The sequence below is a fragment of the Mycobacterium sp. NGS19 genome, from assembly GCF_059813155.1.
In genome coordinates this window covers 572,050-589,778 of record NZ_JCALEB010000002.1, presented here as the reverse complement: position 1 = coordinate 589,778, position 17,729 = coordinate 572,050, and the positions used below count along the sequence as shown (strand labels likewise).

11 protein-coding genes and 1 pseudogene are annotated in these 17,729 nt (G+C 68.8%); 5 read left to right on the top strand and 7 right to left on the bottom strand.

Translation table 11 applies throughout. The features are described 5' to 3' along the window. The first annotated feature begins 14 nt into the window (after positions 1 to 14). Positions 15 to 1,187: a glycosyltransferase family 4 protein gene (locus tag AC5Y4N_RS08195; RefSeq protein ID WP_499905008.1), complete on the top strand. Its 1,173-nt coding sequence runs from the start codon at positions 15 to 17 to the stop codon at positions 1,185 to 1,187. Here the strand turns inward: AC5Y4N_RS08195 and AC5Y4N_RS08190 are convergent. Then, complete coding sequence (locus AC5Y4N_RS08190) at positions 1,184 to 2,890, bottom strand: MmpA family trehalose lipid delivery protein (RefSeq protein ID WP_499905011.1); 1,707 nt, start codon at positions 2,888 to 2,890, stop codon at positions 1,184 to 1,186. The two genes, AC5Y4N_RS08195 and AC5Y4N_RS08190, sit on opposite strands and share 4 nt — an antisense overlap. A gap of 8 nt (positions 2,891 to 2,898) precedes the next feature. After that, the gene (pgfA, locus tag AC5Y4N_RS08185) at positions 2,899 to 4,197 is read right to left on the bottom strand and encodes a cell envelope lipid trafficking protein PgfA (RefSeq protein WP_499905016.1); all 1,299 of its coding nucleotides are present in this window, start codon (positions 4,195 to 4,197) and stop codon (positions 2,899 to 2,901) included. A 144-nt stretch (positions 4,198 to 4,341) separates the two neighbouring features. On the opposite strand from pgfA, the gene AC5Y4N_RS08180 reads away from it, so the two are divergent. Then, positions 4,342 to 5,475 (top strand): acyltransferase family protein, encoded by a 1,134-nt coding sequence (locus tag AC5Y4N_RS08180; protein WP_499906290.1) that lies wholly within the window; start codon positions 4,342 to 4,344, stop codon positions 5,473 to 5,475. Positions 5,476 to 6,335: 860 nt separating this feature from the next. Here the strand turns inward: AC5Y4N_RS08180 and AC5Y4N_RS08175 are convergent. Continuing rightward, positions 6,336 to 9,665: pseudogene (locus tag AC5Y4N_RS08175) on the bottom strand (alpha-(1->3)-arabinofuranosyltransferase domain-containing protein); the annotation flags it as partial. Continuing rightward, a complete protein-coding gene (locus AC5Y4N_RS08170) occupies positions 9,613 to 9,783 on the bottom strand; it encodes a DUF2613 domain-containing protein (RefSeq protein ID WP_499905018.1) in 171 nt (56 codons plus the stop codon). The pseudogene AC5Y4N_RS08175 and the gene AC5Y4N_RS08170, both read right to left, overlap by 53 nt. Positions 9,784 to 9,875: 92 nt before the next feature. Between AC5Y4N_RS08170 and AC5Y4N_RS08165 the strand changes: the two genes are divergently transcribed. Further along, positions 9,876 to 11,102: a glycoside hydrolase family 3 N-terminal domain-containing protein gene (locus AC5Y4N_RS08165; RefSeq protein WP_499905021.1), complete on the top strand. Its 1,227-nt coding sequence runs from the start codon at positions 9,876 to 9,878 to the stop codon at positions 11,100 to 11,102. 21 nt (positions 11,103 to 11,123) lie between these two features. Then, a complete protein-coding gene (locus AC5Y4N_RS08160; protein ID WP_499905026.1) occupies positions 11,124 to 11,738 on the top strand; it encodes a TetR/AcrR family transcriptional regulator in 615 nt (204 codons plus the stop codon). Between the two features lie 58 nt (positions 11,739 to 11,796). Here AC5Y4N_RS08160 and AC5Y4N_RS08155 read toward each other — a convergent pair whose 3' ends face one another. Together AC5Y4N_RS08155 and AC5Y4N_RS08150 are read right to left on the bottom strand one after the other, a co-directional pair. Continuing rightward, entirely contained in the window at positions 11,797 to 12,645 is an 849-nt protein-coding gene (locus tag AC5Y4N_RS08155; protein ID WP_499906292.1) for a MaoC family dehydratase, read from the bottom strand. A 10-nt stretch (positions 12,646 to 12,655) separates the two neighbouring features. Continuing rightward, complete coding sequence (locus tag AC5Y4N_RS08150; protein ID WP_499905031.1) at positions 12,656 to 14,008, bottom strand: 3-oxoacyl-ACP reductase; 1,353 nt, start codon at positions 14,006 to 14,008, stop codon at positions 12,656 to 12,658. Between the two features lie 111 nt (positions 14,009 to 14,119). On the opposite strand from AC5Y4N_RS08150, the gene AC5Y4N_RS08145 reads away from it, so the two are divergent. After that, the gene (locus AC5Y4N_RS08145; protein ID WP_499905036.1) at positions 14,120 to 15,430 is read left to right on the top strand and encodes an acetyl-CoA C-acetyltransferase; all 1,311 of its coding nucleotides are present in this window, start codon (positions 14,120 to 14,122) and stop codon (positions 15,428 to 15,430) included. Positions 15,431 to 15,848: 418 nt separating this feature from the next. Here AC5Y4N_RS08145 and AC5Y4N_RS08140 read toward each other — a convergent pair whose 3' ends face one another. Beyond that, on the bottom strand, positions 15,849 to 17,684 hold the full coding sequence (locus tag AC5Y4N_RS08140) for an acyl-CoA dehydrogenase (RefSeq protein WP_499905039.1): 1,836 nt from the start codon (positions 17,682 to 17,684) through the stop codon (positions 15,849 to 15,851). Between the last annotated feature and the right edge of the window lie 45 nt (positions 17,685 to 17,729).

Below are 17,729 nucleotides of genomic sequence, written 5' to 3'. Positions count from 1 at the left end.
CTACGCTGAACCGGATGTCGTCCGCCGCTGACCAATCCGGACGCGTCGGCTCGGTGCTGATGCTGTGCTGGCGCGACGTCGGGCATCCGCAGGGTGGGGGCAGCGAGACCTATCTGCAACGCATCGGTGCGCACCTTGCCGCCGACGGGATCGCGGTGACGTTGCGCACGGCGCGCTACCCCGGCGCCACGCGCGACGAGGTGGTCGAGGGGGTGCGCATCAACCGCGGCGGCGGACGCTACAGCGTGTACCTGTGGGCGCTGCTGGCGATGATCGGCGCCCGCCTGGGTGTCGGTCCGCTGCGCGGGGTGAGGCCCGACGTCGTGATCGACACGCAGAACGGATGGCCGTTCTTCGCCCGGCTGGTGTTCGGCCGGAGAGCGATGGTGCTGGTGCACCACTGTCACCGCGAGCAGTGGCCGCTGGCCGGCCCGGTGATGGGGCGGCTGGGCTGGTTCTGCGAGTCGACGGTATCGCCGCGGGCGCATCGGCGTAATCAATACGTCACGGTGTCGCTGCCGTCGGCGCGTGACCTGACCGACCTCGGCGTCGACGCCGGCCGGATTGCCGTGGTGCGCAACGGCCTTGACCCGCTTCCGCCCGGCCCGCAAGCGCCGCGCTCGTCGGCGCCGCGGGTGGTGGTGCTGTCAAGGCTGGTGCCGCACAAGCACATCGAGGACGCGCTGGAAGCGATTGCAGTGCTGCGTGGCCGGATCCCGGGCCTGCATCTGGACGTCGTGGGCGGCGGTTGGTGGCAGGACCGGCTCGTGGCCCGTGCGGCGCGGCTGGGCATCGCCGATTCGGTGACGTTTCGCGGGCATGTCTGCGATGCCGCCAAACATGTTCTGCTGCAGCAGGCTTGGGTGCATGTGCTGCCCTCGCGGAAGGAGGGCTGGGGGCTGGCAGTCACGGAGGCGGCTCAGCATGGGGTGCCGACGATCGGCTACCGCGCATCCGGCGGCCTCACGGACTCGGTTGTCGACGGCGTCACCGGCGTGCTGGTGGACGACCGCGACGAGCTGGTGATGCGGCTCGAGGAGTTGCTCACCGATCCGCTGCTGCGTGACGAGCTCGGGCGCAAAGCGCAGGCGCGCAGCCTCGAATTCTCCTGGCGCCAAAGCGCCGACGCGATGCGGGCAGTGCTGGAGTCGGTGGTCGCGGGTCGCTTGGTCAGCGGCGTGCTCTAGGCGATTTCGGTGCGTTTACCGGCGCTGAGCGCCGGTAAACGCACCGAAATCGCACCGGCCGCGCCCGCCGCGAGCACGCCGAGCCACACCACATGCATCAGCACCATGACCCGGCGGTCCGCGGGCGTCGCCCCTGCGACATCGCCGCCGACCCGGTACAACGCGATGTCGGCGTCACGGTAGACCACCGGCAACTGCGCCAATGCCTCTGCGGCAGAACCTATTTCGCCTGGCGTACCCAGCTCCACGACGACCCATCCGACTCCAGCGGCGGCCAGCGCCTTCGGGTCCGCGCCGCTCAGCAGCAGCTGCTGCACCTCACGCGCGCGGTGGCCTTCTCCCCGCACCGTGCGGCCGGAGATCGTCAAGTCGCCCGTCGAGTACACCGGCGCTCGCACCCACCGCGGTAACGGGTCCAGCACCGGCGCCCGCCCCGACCAGTCGAACCGCCGCATCGTGTCCGCCGGCAGCACGACAACCGCTCGGGGGTCGGCGTTGACCTGCGACGCCACCGCCGACCACCCGGCGGGATAGCGCACCGGCGTCACCGTGCCCCACACACCCCACACGAGGTCCGGCAGCACCGCGATCAGCGCCGCACAACATGCCACGGCCGCCAGCCGTGACGCCAACCACTTACGCAACGTGACCACCGCTGCGGCACCGGCCAGCGCATATCCCGGCATCGCCAGCGCCACCCACTTCTGTCCGTCTCGCACCACACCCAGCCCCGGCAACGCCCGGACCACTGCGTCCACCACGGCGATTCCCCACGGAGTGGCCATCCCGGCCGGCACCACCACCGCGACCGCGGCCAGCACCAGCAGCGCCACCGCGGCCGGTCGTCGCCGCAACACCGGCAACCCGGCGGCGACGATGCCCAGCAGCACCGCGGACGCCACAACGGCGAACAGCGTGCCGCGTGACGCCGGCACAGCCTCCGCATTCCAGATCCCGCCCAACGCTGCCAGGCTGCCCAGCGTCCCCAGCCCCAGTTCGGCCCGTGCGGCGAACGCCGCAGTCCCCGACGGCTCGGAGCTCAAAGTGCCGGCGAGCGTACTGGCCACCAGCCACGGCGACGCGACCAAAGCGGCCACCGCCAAGCTCACCGCTGCACACAGCCACCGGGGCCGCCCCGCACCCGGCGCAGCCACGCACACCAGCGCCACTGTTGCCGCCAGCATCAGCCCTGTGGGGGTCAACCCGGCGAGTGCGACGAAGAACAGCAGGGGCCAAAACGATGCGGCCTCACCGCGCACCCGCAGCATCACCGCCGCCACCCACGGCAGACACCCATAGCCGACCAGCAGGCTCCAGTGGCCCTGCAAAAGCCGTTCGGCCACATAGGGATTCCACACGCCGACGGTCGTTGCCACCAGCTGCCCGCCCAGCCCGGCGTCGGGAACCACCAGGGCGGCGAGCCGCGCCGCACCCCAACCCGCCAGCCACAGCCCGACGATCAACAGCCCTTTGACCACGATCCCGCCGTCGACGACGTGGGACGCAACCGCGATCGCAAAGTCCTGCGGCAGTGCGCGCGGCGCCGATTCGGACAGGCCGAGCGCGTCGTCGGACAGATACGACCGTGGCGTGGACACTGCGTCTCGCAGCAAGAGATAGCCCGGCCCCAACAGCGGAGCAGTGACCAGCAGCGCCAACGCCAGTGAATACCCAGGCGCCACACCGCGCCGCGCCAACGCCACGGCCGCTGCTACGAGTTGGGCGGCGGCCCCGAAGGCGGCGCGGGCGGCGGCCCCGAAGGCCCTGACGGTCCTGACGGCGGCGCAGGCGGTGGCCGGCGCTGGGCCGGCAGCTTCTCGGTCTGCGCCTCCGCGCCCGGCACCGGTTCACCCGACGGGCCGCGGGCACCGAAGAACCCGTGTTCGGCGGTGTCCAGCCCGGGGTCGATCAACGCGGTGTCGGTGCGCAGCAGGAACCACCCCAGCAGCGCGCCGCCCACCAGTGCGACGATGCCCAGCGCGGTGAACGAGATCGGCAGGATGCGGCCCCACACGGCGATCCGGTCGCGCTCGTCGCGGGCGGCGTTGACCTGCTGCTCGACGGTGGCCTCGGTGGACGTCACCGTGTAGTCCACCAGCGTCACGTCGGGCTTGAGCGCGTCGCGGTTCTTGCAGTCAGGATCGCCACAGCGCACGTAGTAGTGCATGGCGCGTTCCTTGGACTTGACGATCGTGCCGGTGACCGGGTCCACCCAGAAGTCGCGCTGTGCTGCGTAGTAGCGCTTCATGGTCACCTGCTCGTCGGGTGGTCCGGGCAGTCCCCACAACGCGGCGCGGGCGGTGACCCTGGCGTCCTCGTCGCGGTCGTACAGCGACGGGTATTCGACCGGCTCCACCAGCTTGCCGTTGTTGTCCAGGCCGACGTTCTGCTTGAAGTGGAAGGCGGCGAGGCCCAGGACGTCCTCTTCGCCGTCGTAGTTGGCGTCGAACGTCTTCTGCGCGATCGGGTCGAAGTACGGGTAGGTCTTCTTCTCGACGTCGAACGGGAACCGGTAGTTGAGCCCCTCGTGCTTGAGGGGGATGTTGGTCGGCGGCTTGGTGTCGTCCATCGTGCGCGGCCGCTGCACGAAACCCGCCGGGTTGCTGTCGCTGGACTCCGCCATCGCAGTGCTGCGGTTCAGCGTCACGGTGTCGACGATTGCGAGCAGCAGTCCGGTGTCCTGTTGCTTGTCGGTGCGCCGCAGCGTAGTGCCCACCTGCAGAGTGACGACGTCGGCGTTCGAGGGAGTGTCGATTCCCGACTCGGTGCTGTACTGCTGCTGCTGGACCACCGGCACGTTGTCGTTGGCGACGAAGCGGTCCGTCGCCAACGACGCGGGGTCGAGCGCCTTGGCGGTGCCGTTGCTCACCAGCGTGGTGTCGATGTCGAGCGGAATCTTGGTGATCCTGTTGGTGGTGTAGGTGGACAGCAGCAACGCCGCGACCAGCAAGGCCGCACCGAGGCCCAACAGCCCGTACGCCGTCATGCGAAGAGCCCCTGCCCGGTTCAACCGCGCCTCCCATCCCAGGACCAAACCCGTCTGACCCTAACAGCAGGAACTAAGGCACACGCTTACCCTGATCCGGTGACGGTTTCGGCTGCCCCAGCTGATGCGGTCGGCGGCACCCGCACGTTCCTGCCGGCGGTCGAGGGCATGCGCGCGTGCGCCGCAATCGGCGTCGTCATCACTCATGTGGCGTTTCAGACCGGCCACTCCACCGGTATCGCCGGCCGGCTGTTCGGCCGCTTCGACCTGGCCGTCGCAGTGTTCTTCGCGCTGTCCGGTTTCCTGCTGTGGCGCGGGCATGCCGCCGCGGCGCGCGGACTCAGGCGCACGCCGCCCACCGGGCACTACCTGCGTTCGCGGATCGTGCGGATCATGCCCGGATACCTGGTAGCCGTCGTCGTCATCCTGACGCTGCTGCCCGATGCCGAAACGTCGAGTCTGACGGTGTGGTTGGCGAATCTCACGCTCACGCAGATCTACGTTCCGCTCACGCTCACCGCGGGGCTGACGCAGATGTGGAGCTTGTCGGTGGAGGTCAGCTTCTACTTGGCCCTGCCGGTGCTGGCGATGGCCGCGCGCCGGCTGCCGGTCCGCGCCCGGGTTCCCGCCATCGGCGCGGTGGCGCTGCTCAGCCTCGGGTGGGCGCTGGTTCCGCTGCACACCGGCGAGGGCGTCAACCAGCTGAACTGGCCACCGGCGTTCTTCTCGTGGTTCGCCGCGGGCATGCTGCTCGCCGAGTGGACGGTCAGTCCGCTCGGATGGGCGCATCGGCTGGCCCGGCGCCGCGTGCTGATGGCGGTCGTCGCGGTCGGCGCCTTCTTAGTGGCGGCGTCCCCGCTGGCCGGCCCCGAAGGACTTGTCCCCGGCACCGTCGGGCAGTTCATAGTGAAGGCGGCGATGGGCGCAGTGGTGGCGGCCGCGTTGGTGGCGCCGCTGGTGCTCGACCGCCCCGACACCCCGCACCGCGTCCTCGGCAGCCGCCTGATGGTCACGCTGGGCCGCTGGTCCTACGGCCTGTTCATCTGGCACTTGGCTGCGTTGACCATGGTGTTCCCGGTGATCGGCGAGTTCGCGTTCAGCGGCCACATGCCCGTGGTGCTTTTGCTCACGGTGCTCTTCGGGTTCGCGATCGCGGCGGTCAGCTACGCGCTGGTCGAGTCACCGTGTCGAGTTGCCTTGCGGCGCTGGGAATTTCGCCACCACGCGCCGCCATTGGACTCGTCAGTCACCGACACCACCGACACCGTCAGCGCCCCGATCGCGGTGAGCGCCAGCAGCTGAACGCCCCACGAATGCCCGACGTACCCGCCGACCGACCGCCACGGATGCCGCGACAGCGCAGCACCGGCCAAGACGAAGCTCGTCGCAGTGGCACCGAGCGTGATCCGCTCGAAAAGCCTTGTCCTGCCGAGGGTTTGCAACCAGTAGCGAAGGCCTAGGAGGCCGCCGAACACCGCGATCCCGGCGACCCCGGAGATCAGCCAGCCCACTGCCAGCACCGCAACGCCTGCCACCGCCGCAGGCGGCTGCCAGGTACGTGCGGGCTGCAGGCCGGTTTCTCGGCGCGGACGTACCAGCACCAGCAGTGCCAGCAGCGGCAGCAACGCGAGCCCCCAGAACAAGCCGGCCCGGTACAGCGCGTTGGACGGGAACGTCAGCGTGATCGTGCCGCCGACTCCGGCCGGCACCACCCAGCCCTGCTGCCAGCCGTTGACCGTCACCGCCGTCAGCTGTCGGCCGTCGTCGGTGCGCGCCACCCAGCCGGGGTTGACGCTCTCCGGTACGACGAGCAGGCGGCCGGTGGCCGCCGGATCGGTGTGCACCTCGCGGTGGTCCGGCCCCCAGACGCCGACCGCTGCCTGCGTCACTGCGGCCGGGGGCTGGGGCGGGGTGGCCACCAACTGCGCACCGTCGACGACGAAGCCCTCGCCCGGGCTGATCAGGAGCTCCTGCTCACCGGCGGGCAAGCTGATCGGCTCGGGCTGACACGGCTGCGCGGCGATTGGTTCGCCCGACAACAGGGCCCGCACCGTGGTGTGCACCGCGGTCGGCACGAACCGCCCCGCGATCGCGATCGTGGGGCCGCGCCCGCATTCCAGGTCGACCGCTCGGGCCACGTTTCGCCCGGCGTCCGCGGCCGCGATCGGCATGCCGTCGGGGCTCAGCGCTGTCACCTCCGCAATGCCGGGCGGCTTCAGCTGATCGAACCCGAGCGCCGTGCGGTCGATGACGTCGTCCCAATCCAGCACGCTGATTCGGACCGTGTCGGTGACCCGCGTCGCCAGCCGCAGCGTGCGGGTGTCGCCGTCGCCGTCAGGACTACCGGTCATGTCGTGCACCTGCGGGCCGTCACCGAGATCCACCGCCACCAGCTTGGGATGTGCCGGCACCGAGGACGAACTCGGCGTCAGCCGCAACGCCGCCACCTCCGTCGGCCTCGGCAGTTTCAGCGTGAGAGTAGGCGGCGTGCGGTCGTGCACAGTGTCCTGCCGGGCGATCCACGCGGTCCGCGGGTCGCCGTCCGCGGCCGCGTACGCCGACCCGAGCACGTCGACCACGTCCGCGTCTCCGCTGGCCCGCACGGCCCCTGGCTGCGCGACTAGATCCGCCAGCCTCGGACCTTGGCGGGCGCGGACCCACACCGTCGGCGTCACGCTCACCGCATGGGCCACCGAGAGCATGCGGCTGAGGTTCACCGGCTCTTCAGGCGCCAGTGCCATCGTCGCGGCGCAGCGAACACGGTCCGGGCCGTCAGCGCATCCCAGCCGGCCCAACAGCTCGGATCCCAGGTCCCAGCCGGCGACGGCCGGAGCGCCCGGCCCCGGCACGTCGACGGTGTGCCGCAGCTCGACGGGATGGGCGAACCCGTTGGCGTCGTACTGGGTGATCGCAATGTCGGTGATGCCGAACTGGACGCCTGCGGACCCGTCGTCGGTGCCCACCGCGGTCACCCGCACCCACGGTGTCTCGCCGTATGGCAGCGCCGCGGTGAGCGGCTGCCCCGGCTTGTCGTACCGCAGCGTGGTCGTGCCGTTGGCGGTTGCGATCTCGATCTTGCGCACCTGCGCCCCGACGGCCGTCGCGCTCGGGGTGATCGTGAGCATGGCGTTGGTGACCGGGTTGTCGAAGTCGACCTGCAGCCACTGGCCGACCGCGGACTGCAGCGCATTGGACACCCAGCTGGTCGCCGCGTCGCCGTCGACCGCGGCAGCGGGACTGGTCGCGGGCGAAACATTGGGCAGGGCAGTCGAGTCGGCGGCCGAGCTGGATGCGCTCAGCCTGCCGCCGACCCAGTCGCCGTAGACGGGTCGTGCGGCGGCGGGATAGTCGGGCACACGGTTGAACGTGTGCCGCTGATCGCCCGGCGTCCGCACGGCAGACGAGTGGTCGTCGACGCGGCCGTAGTCGGTCTCGCGGGCCAGGGGTGTGTCGGTGACGGTGACGACGGGCACGGGCAGCCCGGCCCGCTGTGCGTCGGGCGTCAGCAGCACCGGACCCAGCGGCGGCTGGGCTTGCAGCCGGCGTCGCTCGTCGAGCCGCAGCAGCGCCTCGGGACCGCCGTCCACCCGCGGCAGTGCATCGACATCAGCGAGATACGGACCGGCGCGTGCGCCCTCGACACGGAAGATCTCCACGGCCGGATATTGCGGGCGCAGGTCACTGTCGGCGACGAACCCGGAAACGGTGCCTGCCCCCACCGGATCGCCGAACTGGGCGACCTTCGTCAGCCCCGGCGAGCCGCTGATCGCCCGGTGCACCAGGATCGGCCTGGCCGAGCGCGACGTGTCCGGATCGAGGTCGTTGCGCACGACTAGATATGAAATTTCTTGGCGCGCAAGGGTATTCGCTAGACCGGCGGAGGGCCGACCCGCAGCGAACAGACGCTGGACGGAGTCCAGCGCGCGGATCGTTGCGGGCGGGGTCAGCGGCACCGAGTCCCGCACGCCCCAGGGGCTTGTCCCGAGCACCTGCATCGGCTCGTCGTGGCTGGTGCCCCACACCTGGGTGGCAAACGGCGATCCCGGCACCACCAGCACCCTGCCCGGCGTCGGGCCGTCCGCGTTGTGCTCGTCGAGCCAATCGGCCGCGTCATGCCAATACTGCGGTATGGCAGTGAAAGTGCCTGGGGGAGTAAGCCTTCCGGTCCAGGCCAGCGATGTGCCGGCCGCCAGTGCGACGAGCACCACGATCGCGACGGCCACGCGCTTGTCGTGCTCGGGGTGGGCGAGGGCGTGCACCCACACCTTCCGGGGCACGCTGCCGGGCAGCGGGACGCGGCCGAGCAGATGCGCCAGACCCAGCGCCAGCGGAAGGCGGATCACCGGCTCGAGTTTGTGGACGTTGCGCAGCGGCGCCCCGGCCGCGTCGAGAAACGCCTGCACATGATGCGCCACCGGAGAGCCCAACCCGCCGGAGTAACCGACGGCCAGCAGAACGACACCGGTGACCAATACCGTGACCAGCCGCCCGCGGGCCGGCATGCTGCCCAGCGCCAGGCCGGCCAGTCCCGCAGCAGCCACCAAAGTGGTGGCCAGGATCGCCACCGAGCTGGTCACCAGCGACTGACCCGCTGTCGCCGCCGGCGCGACGAACGGCGTCCAGCTGTCGGTGCCGCGCAGCACCTCGGTCAGCGACGCCCATTGCGTGGTGACGCCCGACGACTCGATGAAGTCCAAAAACGGCGGACTGACCCGGCCCAGCAGCACCAGTGCCACCAGCCACCACGTCGTCGCCAGCGCGATGCCGACCAGCCACCACCCGGTGAATCGCCACCACCGTCGATTCGGCCGGTGACATGCCCACCAAATCACTGCGGGCAGGCAGCCGGTGAGCGTCGCCACCGCGTTGACCGCGCCCATCAACGCCACCGCCGCCGACGCCTGGGCCGCCAACACCTTCGGCGAGCCCCGGCTCCATGTCGTCAGTCCTGCCGCTGCATCCCCGCGCAGCGCCAAAATCACAGGCAGCAGCACCCAGGGCGCCAGCATCATCGGCAGGGTCTCCGACGAGATCGACCCGAGCGTCGTCAGCACCCGCGGCGACAACGCGAACGCCGCTGCGGCGATCACCCGCGAACTAGTGGTGCCGATGCCGAGCGCCTCGGCTACCCGCAGCAGTCCCCAGAAGCCGACAGTCAAAAGCAGCGCCCACCACAGTCGTTGCGTCACCCACCCGGGCAGGCCGACGACGTCGCCGAGAAGGAAGAACGCGCCGTGCGGAAACAGATAGCCGTAGGCCTGGTTCTGGGTCTGCCCGAACGGCAGCTCACTGCTCCACAGGTTCGTCGCGCGGGCCAGGAATCGCATCGGCGCCGCGGTGAGGTCGAGCTTGGTGTCGGGCGAGACCCGGCCGGGTGACTGGGCGAAAGACAGAAGCAGCGCGGCGGACCCGACGGCCCACAGCCAGCGCCGTGACAGGTTAGCTACGGTCGCCGTACTCCACCCGATTGAGAATCGACGCGCCGTCGCCAACCGACAACGGCGGCTTGGTGTCCTGCTGCACCATCAGCGTCACACCGAAGACCGCGGCCGCGCCCAGCAGCAGGCCGACGACGATGCTGGCCGCCGCGGGCAGCACGAACCGGTTCATCGTTTGGCTCCTAGCGAAGGGTCATCGGAACTGGTCGCCAACGTAGCAGACGGCGCACCCGTCCTCGCTGCGCCGATCGGTAGTATCCGGCAATGCCGTCGATCAGCCGACGCCCAGAAAAACACAGCCGGCACGACGGTCGGCGTGCCCTTCCCATCCTGCAGGTCGTCTTCTGTGTCCTCGCAATCGCCGCCGTCGTGGTCGCGGGAATCGTGTGGTTTGCGCACCGGGGCGGATCTGACGCGAAGGAACGTGCGGCCAATGCCAAGCAGGCGAGCAACCTGCCGATGGCTCCGGCCGCGGCACCGGTCTGCGACGACGCGGCGATCGCCGACATGCCGCTGCGCGACAAGCTGGCCCAGCTGCTGATGGTCGGGGTGACCGGCGCCGACGACGCCCGCGCGGTCGTCGGCGACCACCACGTGGGCGGCATCTTCATCGGCGGCTGGACCGACAAGGCCATGCTGAGCGACGGCACGCTGCAGCAGATCCAGACGTTGGGCACGCCGCTGCCCGTGGCCGTCAGCGTCGACGAGGAGGGCGGCCGGGTGTCGCGGCTGTCGTCGCTGATCGGGCCTGCGCCGTCCGCGCGGGCGCTGGCGTCGAGCAGTTCACCCGAGCAGGTGTACGCACTCGCCCGTCAGCGCGGAGAGGCGATGCGCAAGCTCGGCATCACCGTCGACTTCGCGCCGGTGGTCGACGTCTCCGATGAGCCCGACGACGCGGTGATCGGCGACCGGTCGTTTGCCGACGATCCCGCGAGGGTCACCCAGTACGCCGGCGAGTACGCGCGGGGTCTGCGTGACGCGGGGCTGTTGCCGGTGCTCAAGCACTTCCCCGGTCACGGCCACGGGTCGGGTGACTCGCACGCCACCTCGGTGGTGGCGCCGCCGTTGGCCCAGCTGCAAAACGACGACCTGATCCCGTACCGCACGCTGGTGACCGAGCAGCCGGTCGCGGTGATGGTCGGGCACATGGAGGTTCCGGATCTGACCGGAGGCCAGCCGGCAAGCCTCAGCGCGCCGGCGTACGCGTTGCTGCGCAGCGGCGGATATGGCGGGCCGCCGTTCGACGGGTTGGTGTTCACCGACGACCTGTCGAGTATGAAGGCGATCAGCGACCGCTACGGCGTCGCGGACGCGGCGCTGATGGCGTTGCAGGCCGGCGCCGATGTCGCGCTGTGGGTGACCACCGACGAGGTGCCCGCGGTGCTCGACCGGTTGCAGGCCGCGGTCGGGTCCGGCGAGCTGAGTTCCGCAGACGTCGACCAGAAGGTCAGGCGGCTGGCGGTGGCCAAGGGCCGCAGCCCCGGTTGCTGATTGATTGCTTACTCTTGAGTGATGGCGGGAGGCACGAAGCGGTTGCCGCGCGCCGTGCGTGAGCAGCAGATGCTCGACGCCGCCGTGGAGATGTTCTCGCGCAATGGTTACCACGAGACATCGATGGATGCGATCGCCGCCGAAGCGCAGATCTCCAAGCCGATGCTCTACCTGTACTACGGCTCCAAAGACGAGCTGTTCGGGGCGTGCCTGAACCGCGAGCTGAGCAGGTTCATCGAGGCGGTGCGCGCCGACATCGACCTCAAGCAGAGCCCAAAAGAGTTGCTGCGCAGCACAATCCTGGCGTTCATGCGCTACATCGACGCGAACCGGGCGTCGTGGATCGTGTTGTATCAGCAGGCCACCAGTTCGCAGCTGTATTCGCACACTGTGCGCGAGGGCCGGGAACGGATCATCGACCTGGTGGCCCGGCTGCTCAACACTGGCACGCGAAACCCCGAGCCGGGCAGCGACTTTCACATGATGGCAGTGGCGCTGGTCGGTGCCGGCGAGGCCGTGGCGAACCGGGTGAGCACCGGAGAAGCCGACGTCGACGAGGCCGCCGAGCTGTTGATCAACTTGTTCTGGCGCGGCCTGCGCGGCCGACCCGCCGACGAGGACGCCGCTGCCAGTTAGCGCCGACTCGATGGGGTCGGTGAACGAAGTCGCAGGTGCCGCCCGAATCGTCCGCTTGTCAGAGTCCGGTAACCGTCCCCGTCAGGTGCGGCTCGCCTTTCGAGTTGCGCAGCGCCAGATCCCAGCCGTCGGCAGTGCGCGAGACGTACAGATTGGCCTTCGCCGGCAGCACCACCGGCTTGCCGAACCGCACCGAATACCGCACCGCATCGGGCAGCTGGCCTTCGATAGTGCGCAAAACCGCTGCCGCCGTGAACATTCCGTGCGCGATGACGGTCGGGAAGCCGAACAGCTTGGCCGCTATCGGGTTGGTGTGGATGGGATTGTGATCCCCGCTCACCGAGGCGTACCGGCGGATCTGGCCGGCGCTGATGCTCAGCACTCCGTTGGGCGGCGGCAGTTTCGGTTGCTTCTTCGGCGGCGGCTTCGGTTCGTCGGACAGGCTTGTGCGCTGCTGATGCAGAAACGTCGTCACCTGATGCCAGGCCAGCTCATTGCCCACGTTCACGTCCGTGAGCACATCCACCAGCAAGCCGCGGCGGTGCTCGCGCAGATTCTCGGCGTGCACCTTCACGTCCACTTCGTCGGTCACCGAGATGGGGCGGTACTGGGTGATGTCGTTTTCGACGTGCACCGAACCCATTGCGGCGAACGGGAAGTCGAAACCGGTCACCAGCGACATCACGACCGGGAAGGTCAGCGCGAACGGGTACGTCACCGGCACCCGGTCGCCGTAGCGCAGCCCTGTGACAGCGGCGTACTCCGCGACGTTGGACCGATCAATCTGCAGCCCTTTGACTTTCAGCGTGCGGTTGGGTAACTCATCGCCGCGCGGGATGAACGGCAGCGCGCCCGCGGCGGCCCGCACCAGGTTGAGTACCCCGCTTGGCTTGTCGGTGGTCTGCACGGCTCCCACGTCAGGCTCCCAGCATGGCTTGGCCGCAGACGCGAATCACGTTTCCGGTCACGGCATTCGACGCGGGGCTGGCGAAGTACGCGATGGTCTCGGCGACGTCCACGGGCTGGCCGCCTTGGTACAGCGAGTTCAGCCGACGGCCGACCTCCCGGGTGGCGAACGGGATCGCCTCGGTCATCTTGGTTTCGATGAAGCCGGGCGCGACCGCGTTGATCGTGATGCCCTTGTCGTACAGCACCGGCGCCAGCGCCTGGGTGATGCCGATCATGCCGGCCTTGGTGGTCGCGTAATTGGTTTGGCCGCGGTTGCCCGCGATGCCGGCCATCGAGGACAGCCCGATCACCCGACCGCCTTCACCGATCGACCCGTTGTCGACCAATCCTTGGGTAAGCCGTTGCGGCGCAAGGAGATTGACGGCCAGCACGGCGTTCCAGCGCGCGTCGTCCATGTTGACCAGCAGCTTGTCGCGAGTAATGCCGGCGTTGTTGACCAGGATGTCGGCGTGCCCGTCGTAGTTCTCGCGAAGGTGCTCGGTGATCCGGTCGACGGCGTCGTCGGCGGTCACGTCCAGGGGCAGCGCGGTGCCGCCCACCTTCGAGGCGGTGATGCCCAGCGCCTCACGCGAGGCTTCCACGTCGATGGCGATCACCTTTGCGCCGTCGCGGGCGAACACCTCGGCGATCGTCGCGCCGATGCCGCGCGCGGCGCCGGTGACAATCGCGACCTTGCCGTCCAGCGGCTTGTCCCAGTCGGCCGGAGGTGTCGAGTCGGCGGCGCCGACATAGAACACCTGACCGTCCACGTAGGCGGACTTGCCGCTCAAGATGAACCGCATCGTCGACTCGAGGCCGGTGGCGGCGGGCTTGGCGTCCGGGGAAAGGTACACCAGTTGTGCTGTCGAGCCGTTGCGCAATTCCTTGGCCAGCGAGCGGGTGAAGCCCTCGAGCGCCCGCTGGGCGATGTGCTCGTCGACGCTGCCCGCATGGTCGGGTGTGGTGCCGACGACCACGACGCGTGCCGAGTGGCCGAGGTTGCGCAGCAGCGGAGTGAAGAACTCGTACAGCGCGGTAAGGCCCTGCGGCGCGGTGATGCCCGTGGCGTCGAACACCAGACCGCCGAACGAGTCGGCCCACTTGCCGCCGATGTTGTTGCGCACCAGCTCGTAGTCGTCGGCCAGCGCGCTGCGCAGCGGCTCGACCACGCGACCCTCGCCGCCGATCAGCAGCGAGCCGGCCAGCGGCGGCTCGCCCGGCTTGTAGCGGCGCAGCGGTTCGGGCTGTGGGATGCCCAGCTGTTTGGCCAGAAACGACCCGGGCGCCGAGTTGACGACTTGAGTGAACAGATCGGGAGCCACGGAAATGCCTTTCGTAGTCGACGTTCCTGTGGAGTCAAGACGAACTTACTCCGCAGTAAGGAGCATGTTTACGATGGGGTATTCATAGCCGGAGACACAGTGGAGGCAAACGTGGCGAGCAATAAAACCGGTCGACGGGTCGCAGTTCTGGGGGGTAATCGCATTCCGTTCGCGCGGTCCGACGGCGCGTATGCCGAGGCGTCGAACCAGGACATGTTCACCGCCGCGCTGGGTGGTCTCGTCGACAGATTCGGCCTCGAAGGCGAGCGATTGGGCGCAGTGATCGGCGGGGCGGTGCTCAAGCACAGCCGTGATTTCAACCTCATGCGCGAGTGCGTGCTGGGTAGCGCGCTGTCGTCGTACACGCCGGCGTTCGACCTTCAGCAGGCGTGCGGCACGGGCCTGCAGGCGACCATCGCCGCGGCCGACGGGATCGCCTCGGGGCGCTACGAGGTAGCCGCCGCCGGCGGGGTGGACACCACCTCGGACGCGCCGATCGGGCTCGGCGACAACCTGCGGCGCACGCTGCTCGGCTTGCGTCGGGCCAAGTCCAACCTCGACCGCCTCAAGCTGGTGGGCAAGCTGCCGGCGACCCTGGGCGTGGAGATCCCGGTCAACAGCGAGCCGCGCACCGGCTTGTCGATGGGCGAACATCAGGCGATCACCGCCAAGAAGATGGGCATCAGCCGCGTCGCGCAGGACGAGCTCGCGGCCGCGAGCCATCGCAACATGAGCGCCGCATACGACCGCGGGTTCTTCGACGATCTGGTGACCCCCTTCCTGGGGGTGTACCGCGACAACAACCTGCGCCCGGACGCGTCGGTGGAGAAGCTCGCCAAGCTCAAGCCGGTGTTCGGGGTCAAGGCCGGCGACGCGACGATGACGGCCGGCAATTCCACACCGCTGACCGACGGCGCCTCGGTGGCATTGCTGGCCAGTGAGGACTGGGCCGAACAGCATTCGCACGAACCGCTGGCGTACTTCGTCGACGCCGAAACCGCCGCGGTCGACTACGTGAACGGTCCCGACGGACTGCTGATGGCGCCCACATACGCGGTGCCGCGGCTGCTGGCCCGCAACGGCTTGAGCCTGCAGGATTTCGACTTCTACGAGATCCACGAGGCGTTCGCGTCGGTGGTGCTGTGTCACCTACAGGCATGGGAGTCCGAGGAGTACTGCAAGGAGCACCTGGGCCTCGACGCGGCGCTCGGCTCGATCGACCGGTCCAAACTCAACGTGAACGGCTCGTCGATCGCGGCCGGCCATCCGTTCGCCGCGACCGGCGGCCGGATTGTGGCACAGCTGGCCAAGCAGCTGGCGGAGAAGAAGAAGGAAGGTGGCGGCGCCAAAGGCACTGTCCGCGGCCTGATTTCGATCTGCGCGGCCGGTGGCCAGGGCGTCGCGGCGATCTTGGAAGCCTGAGTAGCCCCACGGGCTGCCCGCCGCGAAAAAAATTTCGTCGCGGGCTGTAACGCGCCCGCCAACCAGGCCGATATCCGGTTAGCCCCGTGTTGCCGTCTGACCCCCCGACCCGACGACAACACGGGGTGTCATTAGCCAGGCTTGAACCGCCGCCGGCAAGAGGGGGGCCGGCGGCGGTTCGGCCTCTCCGGACCGGAATTCGTGGCGACCTTCTTTTGGACTTCCTCTAGTGGCGACCGGTCATCAGGACTACCATCGTCAGCACGACGGGTTCGGGGTTGGCCGATCCGAATAGCCGGTGACGAGATGAAATCCGGCAGCGCAGGACAAGAGAGACGCACTCGATTGCCGCCCCGAACCCGCCTTCAACGCGAAAGCCCCCGTCCCGCAAGGGGATCGGGGGCTTTCGCGTGAGCGATCAGAAGGCCGCTTCGGGGACCTCCATCACGTCGTTGTCGATGTTCTCCAGAACCACGCGGGTGCTGGTCAGCAGCGGCAGGAAGTTCTTCGCGAAGAACGACGCCACCGCGATCTTGCCCTCGTAGAAGTCGCGGTCGGCACCGCTGGCGCCGGCGTCGAGCTTCTCGATGGCCACCGCGGCGTGCTTCTGCAACAGCCAGCCGATCAGCAGGTCGCCGACAGACATCAGGAACCGCACCGAACCCAGGCCCACCTTGTAGACGTTCTTCGGGTCCTCCTGAGCGGCCATCAGGTAGCCGGTCAGCGACGCGGCCATGGCCTGCACGTCCTGCAACGCTGTCTCCAGCAGCGCACGCTCGGCCTTCAGCCGGCCGTTGCCGTCCTCGTTCTTCACGAACTGCTCGATCTGGCCCGCAACGTGTGACAGCGCCACACCCTTGTCGCGGATGATCTTGCGGAAGAAGAAGTCCTGCGCCTGGATGGCCGTCGTGCCCTCGTAGAGCGAGTCGATCTTGGAGTCACGGATGTACTGCTCGATCGGGTAGTCCTGAAGGAAGCCCGACCCGCCCAGCGTCTGCAGACTCTCGGTGAGCTTGGCATATGCCTGCTCGGATCCCACGCCCTTGACCACGGGCAGCAGCAGATCGTTGACCCGCACCGCCAGATCGGCGTCGACGTCGTGCACGGCCTTGGCCACTGCGCTGTCCTGGAACGTGGCAGCGTAGATGTACAGCGCGCGCAGACCCTCGGCGTAAGCCTTCTGGGTCATCAGCGACCGGCGCACGTCCGGGTGGTGGGTGATGGTCACCCGCGGAGCGGTCTTGTCGGTCATCTGGGTCATGTCGGCGCCCTGCACGCGTTCCTTGGCGTACTCGAGTGCGTTGAGGTAGCCGGTCGACAGAGTGGCGATTGCCTTGGTGCCCACCATCATTCGTGCCTGTTCGATCACCTCGAACATCTGCGCGATGCCGTTGTGCACCTCGCCGACGAGCCAGCCCTTGGCCGGAACACCGTGCTGGCCGAACGACAGCTCACACGTCGCCGACACCTTGAGGCCCATCTTGTGCTCGACGTTGGTGACGAACACTCCGTTGCGCTCGCCCAGCTCGCCGGTCTCGAAGTCGAACAGGAACTTCGGCACGAAGAACAGCGACAGGCCCTTGGTGCCGGGGCCGGCGCCCTCGGGACGGGCGAGCACCAGGTGGAAGATGTTCTCGAACAGGTCGCCGGAGTCAGCGGACGTGATGAACCGCTTGACGCCGTCGATGTGCCATGACCCGTCGTCCTGCTGGACGGCCTTGGTGCGCCCGGCGCCGACGTCGGAACCCGCGTCAGGCTCGGTCAGCACCATCGTGGCGCCCCAGCCGCGTTCTGCGGCCAGCACGGCCCACTTCTTCTGCTCTTCGGTACCCAGGTGGTAGAGGATGTTGGCGAACCCGGCCCCGCCGGCGTACATCCACACTGCGGGGTTGGCGCCCAGGATGTGCTCGTGCAGCGCCCAGACGAGCGCCCGCGGCATCGGCATGCCGCCGAGCGCCTCTTCGATGCCCACCTTGTCCCAGCCGCCTTCGGTGACGGCGTGAACCGACTTCGTGAACGCCTCCGGCAGCGTCACCGAGTGGGTCTTGGGATCGAAAACGGGGGGATTGCGGTCGCCCTCGACGAACGATTCCGCGATCGGGCCCTCGGCCAGCCGACTCATCTCGGCCAGCATCTCGCGGGCGGTGTCGGCGTCCAGGTCGCTATACTCGCCCTGGCCCAGCGCCTTGTCAACGCCGAATACGTCGAACAGGTTGAACTCCTGATCGCGGACGTTGCTCTTGTAGTGGCTCACGGTTCCTCCTCGTTGAGAGCGCCACAGTGGTTGGGTACTTGCTGC

Coding starts and splice junctions, on each gene's coding strand:
- AC5Y4N_RS08195 (WP_499905008.1), top strand. CDS start 15: ATGTCGTCCGCCGCTGACCAATCCGGACGCGTCGGCTCGGTGCTGATG.
- AC5Y4N_RS08180 (WP_499906290.1), top strand. CDS start 4,342: ATGCGCGCGTGCGCCGCAATCGGCGTCGTCATCACTCATGTGGCGTTT.
- AC5Y4N_RS08170 (WP_499905018.1), bottom strand. CDS start 9,783: ATGAACCGGTTCGTGCTGCCCGCGGCGGCCAGCATCGTCGTCGGCCTG.
- AC5Y4N_RS08165 (WP_499905021.1), top strand. CDS start 9,876: ATGCCGTCGATCAGCCGACGCCCAGAAAAACACAGCCGGCACGACGGT.
- AC5Y4N_RS08160 (WP_499905026.1), top strand. CDS start 11,124: ATGGCGGGAGGCACGAAGCGGTTGCCGCGCGCCGTGCGTGAGCAGCAG.